21 protein-coding genes and 1 tRNA gene are annotated in these 18,561 nt (G+C 60.5%); 4 read left to right on the top strand and 18 right to left on the bottom strand.

Going from position 1 to position 18,561, the window contains the following annotated elements; all coding sequences use genetic code 11:
• Positions 1 to 25: 25 nt before the first annotated feature.
• From RHM69_RS22190 to RHM69_RS22160, 7 genes are all read right to left on the bottom strand, one after another.
• Positions 26 to 340, bottom strand: a complete 315-nt coding sequence (locus RHM69_RS22190; RefSeq protein WP_003187550.1) for a RebB family R body protein — start codon at positions 338 to 340, stop codon at positions 26 to 28.
• A gap of 79 nt (positions 341 to 419) precedes the next feature.
• Entirely contained in the window at positions 420 to 731 is a 312-nt protein-coding gene (locus RHM69_RS22185) for a hypothetical protein (protein WP_102666681.1), read from the bottom strand.
• A gap of 40 nt (positions 732 to 771) precedes the next feature.
• Positions 772 to 1,398 (bottom strand): hypothetical protein, encoded by a 627-nt coding sequence (locus RHM69_RS22180; RefSeq protein ID WP_014716414.1) that lies wholly within the window; start codon positions 1,396 to 1,398, stop codon positions 772 to 774.
• Between the two features lie 82 nt (positions 1,399 to 1,480).
• The gene (locus tag RHM69_RS22175) at positions 1,481 to 2,053 is read right to left on the bottom strand and encodes a hypothetical protein (RefSeq protein WP_200600826.1); all 573 of its coding nucleotides are present in this window, start codon (positions 2,051 to 2,053) and stop codon (positions 1,481 to 1,483) included.
• Between the two features lie 18 nt (positions 2,054 to 2,071).
• Positions 2,072 to 2,299 carry a RebB family R body protein gene (locus tag RHM69_RS22170; RefSeq protein ID WP_003187543.1) on the bottom strand — a complete coding sequence of 76 codons (228 nt, stop codon included), beginning with the start codon at positions 2,297 to 2,299 and terminating at the stop codon, positions 2,072 to 2,074.
• 103 nt (positions 2,300 to 2,402) lie between these two features.
• Complete coding sequence (locus RHM69_RS22165; RefSeq protein WP_175563004.1) at positions 2,403 to 2,945, bottom strand: RNA polymerase sigma factor; 543 nt, start codon at positions 2,943 to 2,945, stop codon at positions 2,403 to 2,405.
• Positions 2,946 to 3,032: 87 nt separating this feature from the next.
• Complete coding sequence (locus RHM69_RS22160; protein ID WP_200645828.1) at positions 3,033 to 3,749, bottom strand: Crp/Fnr family transcriptional regulator; 717 nt, start codon at positions 3,747 to 3,749, stop codon at positions 3,033 to 3,035.
• Between the two features lie 195 nt (positions 3,750 to 3,944).
• Here RHM69_RS22160 and RHM69_RS22155 point away from each other — a divergent pair.
• Positions 3,945 to 4,021 (top strand) — tRNA-Arg (locus RHM69_RS22155).
• 209 nt (positions 4,022 to 4,230) lie between these two features.
• Here RHM69_RS22155 and RHM69_RS22150 read toward each other — a convergent pair.
• Positions 4,231 to 5,406, bottom strand: a complete 1,176-nt coding sequence (locus RHM69_RS22150) for a sensor histidine kinase (RefSeq protein ID WP_019819932.1) — start codon at positions 5,404 to 5,406, stop codon at positions 4,231 to 4,233.
• Between the two features lie 5 nt (positions 5,407 to 5,411).
• The gene (locus tag RHM69_RS22145; protein WP_003187519.1) at positions 5,412 to 6,101 is read right to left on the bottom strand and encodes a response regulator; all 690 of its coding nucleotides are present in this window, start codon (positions 6,099 to 6,101) and stop codon (positions 5,412 to 5,414) included.
• Positions 6,102 to 6,319: 218 nt separating this feature from the next.
• Here RHM69_RS22145 and RHM69_RS22140 point away from each other — a divergent pair, with 218 nt between their 5' ends.
• Together RHM69_RS22140 and RHM69_RS22135 are read left to right on the top strand one after the other, a co-directional pair.
• Positions 6,320 to 7,132, top strand: a complete 813-nt coding sequence (locus RHM69_RS22140; RefSeq protein ID WP_200600830.1) for a MipA/OmpV family protein — start codon at positions 6,320 to 6,322, stop codon at positions 7,130 to 7,132.
• 113 nt (positions 7,133 to 7,245) lie between these two features.
• On the top strand, positions 7,246 to 8,466 hold the full coding sequence (locus RHM69_RS22135) for an alginate lyase family protein (RefSeq protein ID WP_200600832.1): 1,221 nt from the start codon (positions 7,246 to 7,248) through the stop codon (positions 8,464 to 8,466).
• 252 nt (positions 8,467 to 8,718) lie between these two features.
• Here the strand turns inward: RHM69_RS22135 and RHM69_RS22130 are convergent, their stop codons facing one another.
• Positions 8,719 to 9,618 carry a LysR family transcriptional regulator gene (locus RHM69_RS22130; RefSeq protein ID WP_200600834.1) on the bottom strand — a complete coding sequence of 300 codons (900 nt, stop codon included), beginning with the start codon at positions 9,616 to 9,618 and terminating at the stop codon, positions 8,719 to 8,721.
• Between the two features lie 116 nt (positions 9,619 to 9,734).
• Between RHM69_RS22130 and RHM69_RS22125 the strand changes: the two genes are divergently transcribed.
• Complete coding sequence (locus RHM69_RS22125) at positions 9,735 to 10,766, top strand: SDR family oxidoreductase (RefSeq protein ID WP_200600836.1); 1,032 nt, start codon at positions 9,735 to 9,737, stop codon at positions 10,764 to 10,766.
• Positions 10,767 to 10,814: 48 nt separating this feature from the next.
• On the opposite strand, the gene RHM69_RS22120 is transcribed toward RHM69_RS22125, so the two are convergent.
• The 8 genes from RHM69_RS22120 to RHM69_RS22085 form a co-directional block, all read right to left on the bottom strand.
• Positions 10,815 to 11,402, bottom strand: coding sequence for a hypothetical protein (locus tag RHM69_RS22120; protein ID WP_200600838.1), 588 nt, complete (start codon positions 11,400 to 11,402; stop codon positions 10,815 to 10,817).
• Positions 11,399 to 11,971, bottom strand: a complete 573-nt coding sequence (locus RHM69_RS22115; protein WP_003187508.1) for an RNA polymerase sigma factor — start codon at positions 11,969 to 11,971, stop codon at positions 11,399 to 11,401. Before RHM69_RS22115 ends, RHM69_RS22120 begins: the two co-directional genes overlap by 4 nt.
• Positions 11,972 to 12,118: 147 nt before the next feature.
• Entirely contained in the window at positions 12,119 to 13,765 is a 1,647-nt protein-coding gene (locus RHM69_RS22110; protein WP_200600840.1) for a vWA domain-containing protein, read from the bottom strand.
• A gap of 201 nt (positions 13,766 to 13,966) precedes the next feature.
• Positions 13,967 to 14,617, bottom strand: coding sequence for a DUF799 domain-containing protein (locus RHM69_RS22105; protein WP_005783625.1), 651 nt, complete (start codon positions 14,615 to 14,617; stop codon positions 13,967 to 13,969).
• The gene (locus tag RHM69_RS22100; RefSeq protein WP_005783622.1) at positions 14,614 to 14,976 is read right to left on the bottom strand and encodes a DUF4810 domain-containing protein; all 363 of its coding nucleotides are present in this window, start codon (positions 14,974 to 14,976) and stop codon (positions 14,614 to 14,616) included. The genes RHM69_RS22105 and RHM69_RS22100 overlap by 4 nt, the downstream gene beginning before the upstream one ends.
• Positions 14,977 to 15,005: 29 nt before the next feature.
• Positions 15,006 to 15,686: a CsgG/HfaB family protein gene (locus RHM69_RS22095; protein ID WP_005783620.1), complete on the bottom strand. Its 681-nt coding sequence runs from the start codon at positions 15,684 to 15,686 to the stop codon at positions 15,006 to 15,008.
• Between the two features lie 1,406 nt (positions 15,687 to 17,092).
• The gene (locus RHM69_RS22090; RefSeq protein ID WP_166405487.1) at positions 17,093 to 17,785 is read right to left on the bottom strand and encodes a hypothetical protein; all 693 of its coding nucleotides are present in this window, start codon (positions 17,783 to 17,785) and stop codon (positions 17,093 to 17,095) included.
• A 73-nt stretch (positions 17,786 to 17,858) separates the two neighbouring features.
• Complete coding sequence (locus RHM69_RS22085) at positions 17,859 to 18,251, bottom strand: DUF2846 domain-containing protein (RefSeq protein ID WP_171905465.1); 393 nt, start codon at positions 18,249 to 18,251, stop codon at positions 17,859 to 17,861.
• Positions 18,252 to 18,561 lie beyond the last annotated feature (310 nt).

The raw sequence follows: 18,561 nt of genomic DNA, 5'->3' as shown, positions 1-18,561 counted from the left end.
AACAACATCCGTTATTGCTCAGTGCTTAAGGCTGGAACGACTTGAGCACGGTCAACAGGCTGGTGAGGTTATCCGACACGCCGCCCTGGGCGACTTTCTCGGTGGCCGCCGCACCTGCGGTGGTATCGACGCTGTAGATCTGCATCACGCCCTGGTTGGTGGCCGCCTGGGCCAGGGTGTTTTGCTGCTGCTGGGCCGACACCGCGTTCTGGAACAGAATCGCCGTGGCCTGCGCCATGGATTGATAAATAGTGCTCATCGCCATCGCAGGCGATTCGGCCACCACTTTGACGTTGGTCTGGGTGACCGCGTCGGTAATTTGCTCGTTGACTAATGGCATGATCAATTTCCTTATTTAGTACACGGTGCATTCCGTGTTCATCAATGAACGTTGCGAAACAGGCGCTGTGAAACCTGGTTTAGGGTTTCGCTGCGGGGCCCAGCGCCGCTTCAATCTGGGCGATCAACCCCTGGATCAGTGCCTGCACTTCCTTGCGTTGCGCATCCTGGTCGGGAGCTGCGCCGTCCAACACCTGGCGCAGGGCCGCTTCACGTTGCAGGGCCGCGGTCTTGAGCGCTTGTTCGTTGGCCTTCGATTGCGCAAGCACTTCGGTAGCACGCTTGAGGGTTTCGTCGACGATGGCCTGGGGCGTGCCGGCGAATACCTGCGGGTTGCGCAGCATCGCTTCGAGCCGCTGGCGGTCGTCGGTGGACAGGACCGAGGGTTGCATATCGAGCTCCTTAGGGGCTGCCTTGGCGGCGACACGCCCGCTAAAGCCGCACCTCAACGTTGTCCTGCCAGAAACCGGCAAAGTAAAAATGCGGCGACGAATCACAGAAGGTCGCCAACTCCGCAGGCGTTATGGCGCTGGGCTGGTTGGGAAAAATGGCCGGCGGAGGCGGCAGCAGATTGGCCTCGTTGTAGAGGTTGCCGACCTCATAGCAGTTGGCCGCGAACTGCGAACAAAAGGACCCGCTGCCGATGTCGATGGACTCGTTGATCCGCGTCACCAGGCTGGTATCGGAAGTCCAGCGCCGAAAGGCTGAAATCATCGCGTTCCACACGCTGTAGCGGCCCCGGATATCACCGCCGATCTTGTCGAAGTAGAACTGCTTGGCAGCCACCGTCGCTGCCTCGCCCAGTTCGGTATCCACGCAGGAAAACACCATCGCCGAGCGTGGCGGTTTTTCCAGGCTCAGGTCGGTCAGGGCTAGGCCACTGCCGACACTTTCGATCACCAGGGTGTCGCTCACCGCAATCGCCGGGTGAACCACATTCAGGTAGGTCGTGTCCTGCGAGAACACCTTGGCCTTGACCAATTGACCGGCTTTGATAAACGCCCGCGTTGCGCTGTCGTCATCTTGTTTGACGGAAAAAATAATATCTCCAGGCTGCATGATGTCGCTCCTCACTCAAGAAAAGTTGCTTTCAAGTTGCTGTTGCACCGCCCCAGCAGAACGCTGGAGCGCTGTGCTCGGTTCAGGCCGCTGGCGCGGCCCGGTTGGCCAGGGTGTCGGCGTACTTGGCGATGCTCTGGTCGATCTTGTCGATGGCCACGCTGGCGGCTTCGGCTTCCATCGCACCGGCAGCGGCAGCCACGGCGGCAGCGGCGCCCACCAGCAGGTCGGTGGCCAGGGCGCCCAAGGCATCTTCGGCAGCGGCCGGCAGGTTGTCCTTGACGATGTTCTCGGTCATTTGCTGGAGCAGCACGGCCTGGGCCGCCAGGGCGATCTTGCTGACCCCATCGAAGTACCCCGCCGCCGCTTGCGCCACCAGCCCGGCCGCCTGGCTGATCATCATGTCGGCCGGCACCGCGATCTGCGCCGGCGCATAGGCAAAGTTCTGCGAATTGGTGAACTGCACCGCCTGCACAATCTGGCTATTGAGCGCCGCCGTGCTGTCGGATGACGGCGCGCTCACCTGATTGAGCAAATGCTCGTTCATGCGCGCCATGATCGAGCGCGAGGCCGGTGCGGCGGGCGCCGACGCAGGTGAATCGGCGGCGGGCGTTGCTGGAGAGGCGGCGGGTTTCTTTCTGCTGAACCACGACATAATCGATCTCCCGAGGGCTCAGCCCTTCTCGCCAATCTGCATGATCAGCGCCACGGCCTTGGAGATCACCGCGTTGGAAATCTGGTTCATCGCCTGCTGGCTGTTGACCGCGTTCTGCAACGACAGGCCCGCCGCGCTGCTGGCCACCTGGTACAGCGACGCGATGGCCTGGGCTGGCGCCTCGGCCACCACCTTGACGTTGGTTTGAGTGACCGCGTCGGTGATCTGGCTGTTGACCTCTGTCATACATCTCTCCTTGATGGCATTCACCCAGGTTTGGGTGTGGATAGCGGCGGCGTGCTGCGCTCATACCACTAGAACGCCCCACGCCAACATGTGTGAATCACCTTCAGCGCAAGGCACTGCGCAGCAGTTGCACACGCTTGCGCACCAGCGGCAGCTTCACGTGCAGCTCGGCGGCAATTTGCGGGTAAGGCAGGTCATCGACAAAACGCATCTCGAACAAGCGCTGCTGCAACAGCGGTAACCGCGCGACGTGCGCCTCGATCTGCTCCAGGCGCTCATAACATTCCACCCGCTCCAGCACCGAGGCGCAGGGCGCGGCGAGCGCGGCCAGGTGATCGTGTTCAAGGTCCACCGAATCATCGAACAGCCGCCCCTCGCGCTTGCTGCGCCGCACGCTGTCAAGAAACACATGATCGAGCACCAGAAACAGAAACCCCTCAGGGTCGCGAATGCGCTCGGGCGAGCGCCGAAAGAACAACAGGGCCTTGATCGCCGTCGCCGCCAACCACTCCTGGCCCTGATCCAGATTGCCCTTGGCCCGCCGCAACGCCCGGCGCCTGAGCTCGCCGTGCACAGCGCGCCAACTTGCTTCGAACAAACGGTCATCGGCGGCCCATTGATCCTTGAACTGAACAGTCATCCCCATCGCCAGCACTCCTGTGCATCCTTGATGAAGGGCCAGTCTGCGAGGGCTCGACGGGGGTACGCTGTTACCTGGGGAACACCGCCACAACTAATTCAGCGCAAAAGCCTTGCGCCGCAACTGCTCGACATCGTTGATCACCATGCGCTCCAGATCGCCGCTGATCACCCCACTGCGCCGCCACACTTGCAGCTGCACATTCAACTTGGGCCGACTGGTGTTCAGCATCGACGCCAACACCCCTTGGCTTGCGGGCAACGACACACTGGGCAAGGCCAACGCCAGGTCGATCTCACCCAGGTTCGCCAACAAAAACCGCGCCAAGCGCGACTCCAGCCGATGCAGGCACACCAACTCCAACAACTCGATGGCGTGCAGCAAGCGCAGCATCATCAGCATCAACAAACGCCGCAGAAACACCGGCTCCTCAAACAACACAGCAAAATGCCGGCTACCCAACTGCAACAACCGCGTGGGCCCGCTGGCAAAGGTAGAAGACTCGCGCCCATGATCCTTGATCAACGCCGTCTCCCCCACCACCTGCCCGGCCCCGGTACTGCCGATAATCTGCTCGCGCCCATCCGGCCCATGCACCACCGAATAAATCCGACCCTCCACCACCAGCGCAATGAATTCGAGGGTGTCATCCTTGAAATACAACAGCTCACGATCATCCAGCGTGCGCTCCACCATATGGGTGGCGACATAGCACAAAAGGTGCTCCGGCATACCTCGAAACAAATCGGAGCGAGCCAGCAGGGTTTGTCTGAGCGGGAGATCGAGCATCACGGTTCCTTTGGAATGCATGCGTTCACCTGAGGAATTGCGGCGTGGAAGCGGTGTAAAGCCACAAGAGCAAAGCAAACAAAGGGACGTGCGGCGCGGGGAGTTGTGAATGAGGGTGGCGATTAGCCATTTTTTGTCGGAAATGTACGACAGGGGGCGGGGAAAACGCTGGAATGGACGCATCAGGTCGACATGGGTATGATGTCGCCCGCACAAGCATCCGTAGCTCAGCTGGATAGAGTACTGCCCTCCGAAGGCAGGGGTCGTGGGTTCGAATCCCGCCGGGTGCACCAGATATGAAATGAAAAAGCCTCAGGTCGGGAGATCTGGGGCTTTTTTGTTTTTGGTTTGGTGGGTGGTGAGAGAGTGTTGAGTCGCGTCGGGATAGTAGAGGTGAAAATAAATCCCCTTTTCCCCTCCCTTTTTCCCAAGCAGTTTTCCAGCTCTACGATCATTACGATTTCACCGTCTTGAGCGCCGGTCTCAAGCAAAGAAGAAACGCCTACACAGGAACCTCCGCCCTGATCAGCGTACCGCCTTCGACCAGATTGCGGGCAGTAATGGTACCGCCATGGGCCTGGCAGATCGCACGGGCGATGGACAAGCCTAGCCCGCTCCCCCCCGAGTAACGTGCCCTGGAGCGCTCTGCACGCCAGAAGCGGTCGAACACGCTGTCCAGATGCTGGGCTTCGATACCTGGCCCTCGGTCACCGACTTCAATCACCACCGAACCGTGAACCCGGCGCGCCGTTACATTCAACTCGCCTCCCCCGGCCGCATAACGCAGCAAGTTATCGACCAGAATGTTGATCACTTGGCCCAGGCGATCACGATCGGCATGCATACGAAGCCCATCAGCAATACTGACCTGCGTCAGCACGCAAGCCTCATCCAACTGCGGCTGGAACCACGCCAACCGCTCCGCCACCAGAGCTGCCAGAGAAAACTCGCTGCGCTCCAGCACCAGCCGGCCAGCACGAGCCATCGACAACAGGTGCAAGTCATCCACCAGCTTTCTGAGTTGATCGAGCTGACGCTTGACCATGCCCAACTGCATGGCATCGCTGGGGAATACCTCATCGAGCATACCCTGCACGCGCCCCATGGCGGCGTTCAAGGGTGTGCGCAGTTCGTGGGCAATGACCGCGCTGGATTCACGCACATCGCGCTCATAGCGCTCCAGTTGCGTGGTCATGCTGTTGAAGTCGCTGACCAGCCGTTGCAGCTCGTCGGGCGCGTCGCGGTGCACCGGCAGGCGCGTCAGGAAATCACCGCCGGCGACTCGCCGGGCGCCCTGGGCAATTGCCGAGAACTGGCTGGACAAGGGCCGCGAAAACCACAGGCCGAAGCCAATGATGATAGGGATCGCGGCCAGCACCAGGCCGATCAGTATCAGCCAGTCGCGATTGGCGATAGCCGGCTGGAAATAGTCCAGCGGATAGTACTGGGCAACCACTTGACGCAAGCGTGCCTCATTGAGCTCTGGCTCGGCGCGCAACGCCAGCAGCTCCTCACGCGGCCCCGGCGGCAGATGCTGCACAAAATACCAGTCCGACAGTGTGACGTTGATCCACATGCACACCGAGATCACCACCACCGCGCCGATCGCCAGCAGGCTCATGCGCAGGCCGATCCAGCGCCACATGGGTTTGTCGTTGACCCGCGGTTGCTCAAGCATGTGCGTTACCTGAATCGATAGCCAATGGAGCGCACCGTGACTAGAACGCCGGTGATACCGTGGTTTTCCAGCTTGCGGCGCAGGTTGTGCACGTGGGTGTCGACGACGCGGGCCAGGGCTTCGCTTTCCGGCAGGCAGATTTCCAGCAACTCATCACGGGTGAAGGCCTTGGACGGCGTCTTGAGCAACGTCACCAGCAGCTTGAATTCCGTTGGGGTCAGGTCCAGCCATTGCGGTGGTGCTTCGCCCTGCTCAATGGCTGCGGTAAACGCAACAAGATCCACCCGCAGGTTTTCATGGCGCAGCAGGTGTTCCACCGGTTGGTTGCCGGTGGTGCGCCGCAACACCGCGTGCACCCGCGCCACCACTTCGCGCGGGCTGTAAGGCTTGACCACATAGTCGTCCGCGCCATAACGCAAGGCACCGAGCTTTTCCGGTTCGTCGCCCATGGCCGTGACCATGATGACCGGCGTGTCACTGCTACGGCGAACGGCGGATAACACTTCGGTGCCGCTCAAGCGCGGCAGCATCACGTCGAGCAGGATCAGGTCGGGCTGCCAGCTTTTGTACAGGTCCAGACCGCGCTGGCCGTCTTCGGCCAGGGCCACCTCATAGCCATCCCGGAGCAAGTAGGCTTCGAGAATGTTGGCGCTGTCGGCGTCGTCTTCGACGATGAGGATACGTTTTCCTGACACAAAGAAGCCTCTTGATGAAACCTTGATAATTTACGAACGGTTTATTGAAAGTGCGCTGCCAGTATTGCCCTACGCCCGCTTTCGCGAGCCGATCCTATGCCGACCACTGCATCGCTGTCCAAGCCTATCAACGGGCCTGAACAGCTCGATCAGAGGGAGGCGTTGTGTCGCGCGTCGGCGGGCGCACTGCTGTCTTCTTTTGCACATAGGGCTTGACCATGAACTTCACCACCTCCCCTACCCACAACGTTCTGTTGGGCGCCGTCACGCTGCTGTGCTGCGCGCTCGCGCCCCAGGCTCAGGCGACCGACGCCAGCCCGACAGCCGAAGAAACCACCGTTACCCTGGGCCTTGGCATGGGTGTCACGCCTCGCTACATGGGTGCTGACCGCTACCGTCCGTTCGTACTGCCGATGCTCAGCATCCAGCACGGAGCGTTGTTCGCCGACACCACTCGCGGCGTGGGCCTGCAATTTCAATCCGACAGTGGTTTTAGCGCCAGCGCAGCGATCAATTACGACCTGGGCCGCAAAGAGAAGGACAGCACCACCAACCCGGGCGGCGACGAGCTCAGAGGTATGGGCGATATCAACGGCGCAACCGTCGCCGACTTTACCCTCAGCCAACAACTGCTTGACTGGCTGTCGGTCAACGGCGAAGCCGAACTGCGCATGGCCGGCGAGCACCGAGGCAACCGTTACCGCTTTGGCCTGGAAGGCATCTTGTTGCACACAGACCGCGACACCCTGAGCCTGGCCATCGACGCCCATGCCGGCGATAGCCGCTACAACCAGACGTTCTTCGGCGTCACCCAGGCTCAGAGCCAACGCTCGATCTACAGCAAGTACACCGCCGACGCCTGGATCTATGCCTACTCCGCTGCCTTGAACTGGCAGCACACCTTCGACGCGCACTGGTCAACGCTGGCCAGCCTGACGCTGACTCAATACGCCGACCAGGCCAGCGACAGCCCGCTGGTAAGGCGCGAAACCGCAGGCTTGGGCCTGTTTGCAATCAACTACACGTTCTGACAACAAGCCCCGGGTATGCAGCCTTCATCTGGACTATCCCTGGGGCAGATTCCGGTCCTGTGCGAATGGCTTTTCAGACCGCGCAAGGTTCTCCCCATCAGGGCGTACACACGATGATCCGTTTGAAGTACCTGTCCAAAAGAGCCGTGCTGCTCTATGCGCTATTGATGAGTATCGGCAGTCAAGCCTCCCCCATCCTGCATACCGAAGCGTTCGTGCATCCTGGCCTGCTCCAGACCCGGGAGGACTTCACGCGGATACGCGAGAAGCTGGCCAACTATAACCAGCCGTGGCTGGCCGGCTGGCAGAAGCTGATCGCCAACCCCCATGCCTCATTAGCCTGGCAGCCCAACCCGATGCCGGTGGTGTACCCCACTTCAGGCGGCCCGAATAACGACAGTGTTCTGTTCAACGACGCAGCCGCCGCGTATGCACTGGCCCTGCGCTGGCAGATCTCCAACAACCCGGCGTATGCCGACAAGGCCGTGAGTATTTTGAACCAGTGGGCCTCGACCCTCACCGCGATCAAAGACAAGCCCGGCAGAGCTTTGGTGGCAGGCTTGTACGGCTACCAACTGGCCAACGCGGCCGAACTGCTGCGCAGCTACCCAAAGTGGCGGGCGGAAGATTTCCAGCGTTTTCAAGGCATGATGCTCACTGTGTTCTACCCCATCAATCATGACTTCCTGGTGAACCACGACGGCGCCCGGCCTGATCATCATGGGGCCAACTGGGACCTAGCCAACATGAACTCGATGCTGGCCATCGGCGTACTGACCGACCGCCGCGATCTCTACAACGAGGCCGTCGACTACTTCAAGCACGGCACCGGTAACGGCGCCATCGCACACGCGGTGTGGAAGCTCTACGGCGATGGCCTTGGCCAAGTCCAGGAAAGCGTACGTGATCAGTCACACGCCATGCTCGACATAGCCCTGCTCGGCAGTTTCTGCCAAATGGCCTGGAGCCAGGGCAACGACCTGTTCGGCTACCAGAACAACCGCGTGCTGCAGGGCGCCGAGTATGTGGCCAAGTACAACCTTGGCCAGGAGGTGCCGTTTACCCCCATCCCCAACAGCAGCTTCAAACAGACCGTCATCTCGGCCGATCATCGCGGCGAACCCCGTCCGATATGGGAACTGCTCTACAACCACTACGCCGTGCGAAAGGGCCTCAGCGCACCGAATGTGCAGGCCATGGCAAATAACGGCCAAGTGGAAGGTGGTGGCGGGGATTACGGTGCTGACAGGGCTGGCTACGTCCAGCTGGGGTATGGGACGTTGCTGTATTCGTTGGGGGAATACGGTTTGTCGCAGATGCAGCTGATGCCGTAGAGGTATATCACCGAAGCTGCGCTGCGCATTACAAATGCGTCTTTTCTACCTATCAAATTCGGGGAATGGCAAGAACGCATTGGTGTGTTGGAAATGTCAAAGGACGCCAGCACCATCGCCGCAGAAGTATGGAGCCAGATATGAATGAAACACCCGGGGTCTTAAGACCCGGGGCTTTTTTGTGAGCCACTTGCACACGCAACTCGATGTTGCTACGAGTGGCTGAGCGCCTACATCCCGATGGGTTGAGCCTTACGCAGGACTCGATGAGTTCCTGAAATGCTGCTTATCCAGGCTGGAGATTTCGTCCCGCAACACCCCCTCCAAAACCCCAAAAACCCCCTGAATATGCCCCTGCTTCAACGCCTGCGGCCGCGTCACCAAATAAACCTCCATCGCCGGCAGTTCTATCTCCTGAAAAACCTCACTCAACCCCGTCGCCAAAATACGCGGCAACACCGCCACCCCCATCCCGCGCCTCACCGATTCAAGCTGCACCGCAAACGAACTCACCCTGATCGGCGCATGGTCCAGTCCGGCAGCTTTCGCCGCACGCATTTGCGGGAGCAGGTCCAGCGGTGGCAGCAAGGCAATACTGGCGGCAGTGGCTGGGGTTAGCGCAGGGAGTCGTTGCAGATATTCGGCGGTGGCGAATACCCCGTAGTCCAGTTTGCCGAGCCCTCGGTAGATCAGGGAGGGTTCGCCCAGGTGTACGGTGCGTATGGCAATGTCGGCCACGCCTCGTACGATTTTGTGAAAGTCGGTGGTGACCTGGAGTTCTACGGAACAGCCTGGGTGCTGCGCTGTGAAGCGGCTGGCGGCTTCGAGCACGCTGGCGGAAAAGCCTTCGCCGGCGCTCACCAGCACGGTGCCGCTGAGGGTTGCCGGCGTGCCGTCGACGGCGGCCTGGCGGCGCAGGCCGGATTCGGCTGCCAGGGCGACGTCCACCAGGGCTTGGCCTCGGGAGGTGAGCCGGCAGCCTTCCACGCCGCGTTCCACCAGTGGTTCGCCCAGGGCGGTTTCCAGTTGGGTGAGGCGGCGGGAGACGGTAGAGGCCGCGATACCCAGTAATTGGCCTGCCTGTAAAAAGCTGCCACGCCGTGAGACTGCCAGCAGCAGTCGAAGATCGTCCCAATTTGCCTGCAATGCCATATCTCCGCGCTTCCCTGGTGTGCAGATGTGCAAAGCCATTATGCCGTAGGCGCTGTTTTTACGGCGCGGGCTGACCGGTATATCTACTGGCCTTCTCAACAAATGGAATGGCCTGTATGAACACGAACCCCAATCGCTTTCACAGCACCTTTGTGACCGGTGCCACCGGCTTGCTGGGCAATAACCTGGTACGGGAGTTGGTCGCACGGGGTTATGCGGTGAAGGCGCTGGTGCGCTCGGCGGCCAAGGGTGCGCAGCAGTTCGGCGATTTGCCGGATGTGGAACAGGTGGTGGGAGACATGGCGGATGTGGATGCCTTCGCGGCGGCGTTGCAAGGCTGCGATACGGTGTTTCACTGCGCGGCGTTTTTTCGGGATAACTACAAGGGCGGCAGCCATTGGGAGGAGCTGGAAAAGATCAATGTCGTCGGTACGCGAGCCCTGCTGCAACAGGCGTATGACGCCGGTGTGCGACGGTTTGTGCATACCTCGTCGATTGCCGTGCTCGACGGCGCCCCCGGTACGCCGATCGACGAGACGTGCCTGCGGGCCGAAGCCGATGCGGACGACTACTACCGCAGCAAGATCCTGGCTGAGCGGGAGGTGTTGAGGTTTCTTGAAAGCCACCCGCAGATGCACGCCTGCATGGTCTTGCCCGGTTGGATGTGGGGGCCGGGTGACCGTGGGCCGACGTCTTCGGGGCAGTTGGTGAGGGACGTGATCAACGGCAAGTTGCCGGGGCTGATTCCTGGCACCTTTTCGCTGGTCGATGCCCGCGATGTGGCCTGGGCGCACATCGCCGCCGCCCAAAGCGGGCGACGAGGCGAGCGTTATCTCGCAGCCGGTCGCAACTTGACCATGCGCCAGCTGATGCCTGTGCTGGGGCGTATTGCCGGGGTCAAGGTGCCCTCCCGCCAACTGCCGCTGCCCGCGCTGTACCTGTTGGCAGCGGTGCAAGAGGCCTATGCGTACCTGACTGGAAAGCCCATTTTGCTGAGCATGGCGACGTTGCGGCTGTTGATACGCGAGGAGCACCGTACCCGCTTTGACCACCGTAAAAGTGAAGAGGAACTGGGGCTGAGTTTTCGCGTGTTGGAGCAGACCCTCACGGACACGGTGGCGTGGTCCCGAGCCTACGGCGCGTTGTAATAAAAAGCCCCAGGTCGACAGGCCTGGGGCTTTTTTGTGGCGGAAGGTTTAACGCGTTTGCAGTGCTTCTAAGCGTGCCGGCAAGTCCTCCTGGGGGAAGCGTTGGTACAGCGCCAGCAGTTTCTCGTCCGCCGCCTTGGTTTCCCCCGCTCGACGCAGGTTCACAATCTCCTGCAGGCCTTCTTCCAACGTAGGCAGTGTCCGTTTGCTGAGTTTTGCCGCTGGCTGATCCGCCAATGCGCTTTCGGCTTGAGCAGGAGCGCTTTCAACCCTAGGCGCTACGGCCATGCGGGCCATTGGCGCGGGTGCGGAAAACGCTTGCGGCGCCGGGTGAGCCGCTTCTTCGTGGCGCGGCGCGGAGAATGTCGCGGTGGAGATTTCAGGTTGCTGCACCGGGGAGCGCATGACCACGCCGATCATCAGTGCCAACCCGGCGACGGTGGCGAATGCCATTTGCCAGCGCGGGCGTTGGCAGGCTTGCATCCAGCGTTGCCACAGGCTGGGTTGCGGCTGCGGGGCTTCGCGGCGGGCGGCGTTGAGGATGAAGGCGTCGAGGGACGCGGGCGGCTCGCCCGTGTTGTGTTGACGATAGTGCTGGAGCAGCGCATCGTCTGGGGTGTGTCGGGAGTCAGTCATACGGATACCTCCTCGGCCAGCAGGCGCCGCAATTTTTGCAGGGCGTAGCGCAGGCGGCTTTTTACGGTTTCCAGCGGGGCGCCGGTGAGGGTGGCGATTTGCGGTACTTCGAGGTCGCCGTGCAGGCGCAGCAGAAACACTTCGCGCTGGTCTTCGGGCAACGCTTGCAGGGCCGCGTCGAGGCGCGCCTGGTCGCGGCTGAGGGTCAGTTGCTGCTCGGGGCCGTCGCTGTCGTCGGCCTGGGCGTGCAGCTGTTCATCGTAGCTGTCATGCAGGGGGTTGTGGATGCCGTGCTTGCGCCAATGGTCGATCAGGCGGTTGCGGGCGATCTGGAACAACCAGGTGCGAAAACTCGCCCGGCCTTGTGGCTGGGTGGTGCTGCGGATCAGGCTGAGCCAGGTGTCCTGGTAGATTTCTTCGGCCAGTTCGGCTTTGTTGCACAGGGACACGAGGAAGCGGTACAGGCCCTGGCGGTGGCGCGTGTACAAGGCTTCGAAGGCGGCTGCGTCACCGGTTCGGTAGCGGGCCAGCAGCGATTCGTCGCTGGGTGAGTCGTCTGGAACGGCCATGTAGTGGGCGAACTCCTTTTGGTCAGCCGAAGCAGGGTTAGTATGGGAGCTGGCTTGTCGAATCGTCGCAACGCTGCGATGGCATCCACTCGGTGTGCCTGGTGAACGAGTTGTCTGCATCGCAGGCAAGCCAGCTCCCACATTGGTTCATTGTTGTGTTCGGGATTCTGGTTTGAGGCTTTGGGCCAGCTCCACCAGTTGCACGAATTCGTTGCGCAGCCCGAACGGGTCATCGCCGCGGGCCGAGCGCGCCAGTTTGGCGGTGTCTTGCAAGCTCATGGTGCCAGTGTAGCGGCCATCGCCCTTGAGCTGTTGGGCGAAGGCGGCCACGGCAGACGAGAAACGCAGGTCGTCGCTGGCCGGGGCAGCCTGGTTGGCGATGGGGCGTTCGATCAACTGGCTGTTACCGCCCGCAGCTGGTTTGTAGCGCACCCGCAGCATCGCCAGCTCATCGGACTTGCCTTCGGTCGCAGGCGCGTCGGCGTAACGCAGAGGTTCCAACCAGCCCTTCTCGCCCTTGGGCACGATTTCATACAGCGCCGTCACCGTGTGCCCTGCGCCAATCTCGCCGGCATCGACCTTGTCGTTGTTGAAATCCTCACTCTTCAGGGCGCGGTTTTCATAACCCAGCAGGCGGTATTCGCTGACCTGGGCCGGGTTGAATTCCACCTGCAGTTTCACATCCCGCGCCACCACGGCCAGGGTGGAACTGAGTTGCTCCACCAGCACTTTGCGCGCTTCGCGCAGGTTGTCGATGTAGGCGTAGTTACCGTCGCCCGCGTCGGCGAGCTGCTCCATCAGGTGTTCGTTGTAGTTGTCCACACCAAAGCCGAGGGTGGTCAGGGATACGCCGCTTTTACGCTGAGCCACGGCCATTTGCTTGAGGCTGTCGAAATCGCTGATGCCCACATTGAAGTCGCCGTCGGTAGCCAGCAGGATGCGGTTGATGCCGTTGGCAATAAAGCCTTCGCGGGCCATCTGGTAGGCCAGTTCGATGCCGGACGCGCCCGCCGTGGAGCCGCCGGCGGTGAGTTGGTCGATGGCGTTGCGGATCTTGGCTTTTTCACTGCCCGAGGTGGGCTTGAGCACCACGCGGGATTCACCAGCGTAGACCACCAGTGACACGCGGTCCTGATCACGCAGTTGATCCACCAGTAATTTCAGCGTGCTTTTGACCAGCGGCAAGCCTTCGCGACGGTCCATGGAGCCGGACACATCCACCAGGAACACCAGGTTGGCGGGCGCCAGTTCTGCCACGGTTTTATCGGAAGCCTTGATGCCAATGCGCAGCAGTTTTGTGCGCGGGTTCCACGGTGTGGCGGCCACTTCGGTGGTGACGCCAAAGGGTGAGCCGTCGGTGGGCAGGGCGTAATTGTAGGGAAAGTAGTTGACCAATTCCTCCAATCGCACCGCGCCTTCGGGGGGCAGGCGGCCTTGGTTGAGGAAGCGCCGTACGTTGGCGTAGCTGCCCGTGTCGACATCCACGCTGAAGGTGGAGACCGGGGTTTCGGTGACGCGGTGCACGGGGTTGTCAGGCAGGTTGGCGTATTGCTCGCGGGGTTCGCTGCGGTAGTCCATCGTCGCCATTTCCCGCACCCTCATGGGTGCCGACATGGCCATCCGCTTGACCACTGCATTCTGGATCGGCGCGCTGTGCAGCTCGGCGAGAGGCGCCGGTTCAACCGGTTTGGAGACTTCGGGGGACGATGACAGCCCACACCCAGCCAGCGCCACCAGCAGGGTAACGGTGAAGCCTTGGGCAGCGGGACGCAGGTAAAGCAGAGGGCGGGACATGGGGCTGAACCTCGTGAATGAATGAGCCGTTCACAAGGTCAGACGCGACATAGGTTGGGTTCGGGTTAAACCCTTGAAATTCACCCCGATCAATGTGGGAGCTGGCTTGCCTGCGATAGCGGTGTGTCAGGCAGCCTTTCCAGCACTGGCCCACCGCTATCGCAGGCAAGCCAGCTCCCACAGTTGAATGGCGGTGTTCTCTTAGTCCGTGCCGTATTTCGGGTTACGCGGGCCATACAAGATGCCGGTGCGCTGCCCTGCCGACAGCAACCGCGCACTGGTGATACCGGCAATCGGGTGCGCCGCATCGGTAGAGCTGTTGATCACTTGCTTGACCGCCGCCGTGATCAGCATGCCCACCAGGCCGCCGCCGTTGTTGTTGCCCTCCTCGCTCGACGCCCGCGCCGAACCGGTCCACAGGGTGGTGCCGGTGCGCAGGTCCACCAGTTTGGCCGAGGCCGTCACCGAGGTGTCGCTGGAGATCAGCATGTACTGAGTGCCGTACTCGCTGATGGTGATGTACAGCGCCGCGTCCGCACCAAAGATGTCATGCAGCTTGGCCGGTTGTACGGCCTGGATATCGTTGGCGGTGGTCAGGCCGTTCTGACGGAAGGTTTCGTCCACCAGGGCAATCGGCAACACGTAGTAGCCGGCTTCGGCCAGCGGGTAGGTGACTTGCGACACCAGGCTGTAGGACGCCTGCACTTCCGGCGATTCATTGATCGGCGGCAGTACCAGGATCGACTTGGGCCGCGCCTGTTTGTACGCCGAATAATCAACCGTCTTGGGTGCGGCGCAACCGCCGAGCAACGCCAGGGCCAGCAAGGCGCCGGTGAGTTTTAACAGGCTCATTTGGTGGCGACTCCGGCTTTGGCGTTTTTCAACAGAAAGTCCATGTACGCAGCAGACTCAGGGAACAACGCCTTCTCGGTGCGAAACTCCTGCACCATCTGGTCATCCTTGCCCATGTTCATGTACAGCATGCCCAAGTGCGCGTGGTAACCCGGCGGTGCCTTGCGGCCACTGGCGTTGATCTTCTGCAGATCGCGCTCCAGTGCTTCCACCTGCGCTTCCTTGGGCTCGCCCTTGAAGTACTCGTAAACCTGCGGCTGGTAGCTTTCCCATTGATACAGGGGCTGGGGCGCCGTTTGGCACCCGGCTACCGTCGCGATTGCTGCCAGCGTCAGCGCTAACTTCACTGCCTTGCTCATCCGTGTACTGCTCCTTGTGGTGTGGCTGATCAGTTACGCGGGTTCCAGGCGCCGGCGTTGATGCCGTCGACCAGGCGGTTGATCGCTTCGCGCATGGCCAGGTCCAGCACCTTGCCATTGAGGGTGGAGTCATAGCTGGCGGTGCCGCCGAAGCCGATCACTTCACGGTTGGACAGCGCGTACTCACCAGCGCCCTGGGTGGAATACACCACTTCGGAGGTGTTGATGTTGACGATATTCAACGCGACTTTGGCGTAGGCCACTTGGGTCTTGCCACGGCCGAGAATGCCGAACAACTGGCGGTCGCCGGTTTCTTTGCGGCCGAACTCGGTTACATCGCCAGTCACTACGTAGTCAGCGCCCTTGAGCTTCTGCACGGTGCCTTTGATTTTGGCTTCCTGGGAGATTTCACCCATGTTGTCACGGTCCAGCACGCTGAAGCGGTTGGTCTGCTGCAAGTGGGTGATGAGGATGGTCTTGGCCTGGCCGCCGAGACGGTCAACGCCATCGGAGAAGATGCCGCGCATGTAGCTGGAGCGGTTATCGAACTTACCCACGGCAATCGGCACACGCACGCCGGAATAGGCAACGTGGGCGCTGGCGACTTGCTCCACCGGCATCGCGCGGTTGCTCTCGGTGGCACAACCGGCCACGGTCAACAGCGCCGCGGCGGTGAGGCCCGACAGCAGGATTTTGGACAGTGTCTTCACAGGGTGCTCCTTGGGTGAGGAAATCAGCGTTGCTGGGTTTTCCAAGGAGAAAGGCAGCCTGAAAACGTGCTGGCCTGAATTCTTCCCTGAAAGACGGTGATGCAACGGCTGCGGCATTTTACGGGGTTGAGAGCGGTTCTCAAGTTGTTTCGGCCATAGGTGGGTGGCTTACCCTACTGCCGACCGCAATACTCAAAGCAACGAAGATCAAATGTGGGAGCTGGCTTGCCTGCGAAAGCGGCAGTGCAGCAACAGATGCAGCGACTGACACACCGCCTTCGCGGGCAAGCCCAATGCCGATCAATTAAACGAACGCAATGCCCAAAGCAACGAAGATCCAACGTGGGAGCTGGCTTGCCTGCGAAAGCGATAGTGCAGCAACAGATGCAGCGACTGACACACCGCCTTCGCGGGCAAGCCCAATGCCGATCAATTAAACGAACGCAATGCCCAAAGCAACGAAGATCCAATGTGGGAGCTGGCTTGCCTGCGATAGCGGTAGTGCAGCAACAGATGCAGCGACTGACACACCGCCTTCGCGGGCAAGCCCAATGCCGATCAATTAAACGAACGCAATGCCCAAAGCAACGAAGATCCAATGTGGGAGCTGGCTTGCCTGCGAAAGCGATAGTGCAGCAACAGATGCAGCGACTGACACACCGCCTTCGCGGGCAAGCCCAATGCCGATCAATTAAACGAACGCAATGCCCAAAGCAACGAAGATCCAATGTGGGAGCTGGCTTGCCTGCGAAAGCGATAGTGCAGCAACAGATGCAGCGACTGACACACCGCCTTCGCGGGCAAGCCCAATGCCGATCAATTAAACGAACGCAATGCCCAAAGCAACGAAGATCCAATGTGGGAGCTGGCTTGCCTGCGAAAGCGGTAGTGCAGCAACAGATGCAGCGACTGACACACCGCCTTCGCGGGCAAGCCCAATGCCGATCAATTAAACGAACGCAATGCCCAAAGCAACGAAGATCCAATGTGGGAGCTGGCTTGCCTGCGAAAGCGGTAGTGCAGCAACAGATGCAGCGACTGACACACCGCCTTCGCGGGCAAGCCCAATGCCGATCAATTAAACGAACGCAATGCCCAAAGCAACGAAGATCCAATGTGGGAGCTGGCTTGCCTGCGAAAGCGGTAGTGCAGCAACAGATGAAGCGACTGACACACCGCCTTCGCGGGCAAGCCCAATGCCGATCAATTAAACGAACGCAATGCCCAAAGCAACGAAGATCCAATGTGGGAGCTGGCTTGCCTGCGAAAGCGGTAGTGCAGCAACAGATGCAGCGACTGACACACCGCCTTCGCGGGCAAGCCCGCTCCCACAGGGGAACTGCGCTTAACCCTGACTGGCATTAGCCCAAGCCCGCACACCAACAGCCGCCAGCCTTCGCACAGCCCTACTTGAGCTCCTTCACCAGGTACTGCGCAGAAATCTGCGTAATCCCGGTCAACGCCCGGCGCAAGGCTTCAGGGTCCGTGCGGTAGGTTAACGGTGTATAGCCATAAACGTTCTGACCATTAAACGGCGTGACCGCTTCAAAGGTGCGCCAGACCATCTCATCGCCGCGATCCATCTGCGCTAACACGTTAAGGGTCGGATAAATCACACTGCTGAAACCCTGGGTCAGGCGAAAGCCCCACTCGGACACGGTCAGTTGAATCTGCGCATCGGCGGGCTCATCATCGCCGACCACCTTGAGCGTCGAAATCTTACCCAACTCATCGATAAAGCCCTGCTTGAGCAACACGCCTACATCGAGTTTTTCCGCCTCCATCACCGTCAGAATAGCCACCGGCGTCGGCATCTCGGCCAACTGCCCAAGCTTCATGCCGCCGGCAAACCCGGCGCCGCTCAACGCCGCAGTACCCAGCTTGGACGCCCCGCTGGCCATGCCAACACCGGCGCCAACCCCGGCACCCAGGGCCGCGCCCCAGGCCTGTTCGCGGCCGAAGTACACCATGTTCTTTTCCCACTTCACGGGCAGGACTTTGACGGTCTTGATCTGCGCGCGGTTTTCGGGAGTGAGGGGGTGGCTGACGCAGCCGCCGAGGATGAGGGTGGTGAGGAGAATGAAAAGGAGGTTTTTCACATCAGTCCTTTAATGTTTGCAGTGAATACGAGAAGTCGGCAGAGCCTGGACCCTGCCGACACACTGGCTCAACTCATTTGCTTTCTTTGGCAATGGTGCCCAAGGACGCATCCTTGACCAGGTAACGGCCTTCGACTTCGCTCAGCGCTTTGAGGCTGTTACGCGCCACGGCGAAGCCCATTTCGACTTCCTGCTTGAGGTAAACCACCTCACCCGCTTTGACATCAATCGGCATGTCCGCCCAGTTTTCAGCCTTGGAGCTGATCACGTGTTTGCCCGGCGTCACGAAAAAATAGATGTACTGGTTACCACGGTTGTAACCCATCTCCGAGTCGGCTTCCTTGTCATCCAGGAACACATTGAACCGCACCATCATCCCGACATTGCTAGGGCGCACGACGTACACCAAACCTTTATCGGCCACGGCAGCCTTGGGCAGCGAATAGTTCGCCACGTCAGCCTGCATCTTCTCCACCGACGGCGTCGAGGAACAGCCAAACAGCGTGGCAAGGGACAGAACGACAGCGGCTTTGCAGAACAACTTGATCATGTATTTCTTCCTTGTGGGTAACGGTGGAGCGGTTTTGAGAGTGCCGATGATGGCGGGATCTCATTTTTATGGCATGGCCCGAAGCATTGTGCCATTGCTGTGATGCCTTGCGCGGTTTTGGGTGAGGGGCTTATAGTCCGGCCGTCGCCCATACGGCGATCAGGTTTGGCGACCTGACAACAGAGTGCAAAAGCAATCCGCTTCATGCAGGTGTTTTTGCACCCGC

Origin of the sequence: Pseudomonas sp. CCI1.1 (genome assembly GCF_034348165.1) — a bacterium.
In the GTDB taxonomy this organism is placed as follows: Bacteria; Pseudomonadota; Gammaproteobacteria; order Pseudomonadales; family Pseudomonadaceae; genus Aquipseudomonas; species Aquipseudomonas paracarnis.
The sequence above is the reverse complement of the archived record's forward strand: the minus strand, read 5'-3'. Positions and strand labels throughout refer to the sequence as shown.

Bases quoted from the DNA above. Each gene is read 5' to 3' on its own strand.
- RHM69_RS22190 (WP_003187550.1), bottom strand. From the start codon at position 340: ATGCCATTAGTCAACGAGCAAATTACCGACGCGGTCACCCAGACCAAC.
- RHM69_RS22185 (WP_102666681.1), bottom strand. From the start codon at position 731: ATGCAACCCTCGGTCCTGTCCACCGACGACCGCCAGCGGCTCGAAGCG.
- RHM69_RS22180 (WP_014716414.1), bottom strand. From the start codon at position 1,398: ATGCAGCCTGGAGATATTATTTTTTCCGTCAAACAAGATGACGACAGC.
- RHM69_RS22175 (WP_200600826.1), bottom strand. From the start codon at position 2,053: ATGTCGTGGTTCAGCAGAAAGAAACCCGCCGCCTCTCCAGCAACGCCC.
- RHM69_RS22170 (WP_003187543.1), bottom strand. From the start codon at position 2,299: ATGACAGAGGTCAACAGCCAGATCACCGACGCGGTCACTCAAACCAAC.
- RHM69_RS22165 (WP_175563004.1), bottom strand. From the start codon at position 2,945: ATGGGGATGACTGTTCAGTTCAAGGATCAATGGGCCGCCGATGACCGT.
- RHM69_RS22160 (WP_200645828.1), bottom strand. From the start codon at position 3,749: ATGCATTCCAAAGGAACCGTGATGCTCGATCTCCCGCTCAGACAAACC.
- RHM69_RS22150 (WP_019819932.1), bottom strand. From the start codon at position 5,406: ATGCTTGAGCAACCGCGGGTCAACGACAAACCCATGTGGCGCTGGATC.
- RHM69_RS22140 (WP_200600830.1), top strand. From the start codon at position 6,320: ATGAACTTCACCACCTCCCCTACCCACAACGTTCTGTTGGGCGCCGTC.
- RHM69_RS22135 (WP_200600832.1), top strand. From the start codon at position 7,246: ATGATCCGTTTGAAGTACCTGTCCAAAAGAGCCGTGCTGCTCTATGCG.
- RHM69_RS22130 (WP_200600834.1), bottom strand. From the start codon at position 9,618: ATGGCATTGCAGGCAAATTGGGACGATCTTCGACTGCTGCTGGCAGTC.
- RHM69_RS22125 (WP_200600836.1), top strand. From the start codon at position 9,735: ATGAACACGAACCCCAATCGCTTTCACAGCACCTTTGTGACCGGTGCC.
- RHM69_RS22120 (WP_200600838.1), bottom strand. From the start codon at position 11,402: ATGACTGACTCCCGACACACCCCAGACGATGCGCTGCTCCAGCACTAT.
- RHM69_RS22115 (WP_003187508.1), bottom strand. From the start codon at position 11,971: ATGGCCGTTCCAGACGACTCACCCAGCGACGAATCGCTGCTGGCCCGC.
- RHM69_RS22110 (WP_200600840.1), bottom strand. From the start codon at position 13,765: ATGTCCCGCCCTCTGCTTTACCTGCGTCCCGCTGCCCAAGGCTTCACC.
- RHM69_RS22105 (WP_005783625.1), bottom strand. From the start codon at position 14,617: ATGAGCCTGTTAAAACTCACCGGCGCCTTGCTGGCCCTGGCGTTGCTC.
- RHM69_RS22100 (WP_005783622.1), bottom strand. From the start codon at position 14,976: ATGAGCAAGGCAGTGAAGTTAGCGCTGACGCTGGCAGCAATCGCGACG.
- RHM69_RS22085 (WP_171905465.1), bottom strand. From the start codon at position 18,251: ATGCAGGCTGACGTGGCGAACTATTCGCTGCCCAAGGCTGCCGTGGCC.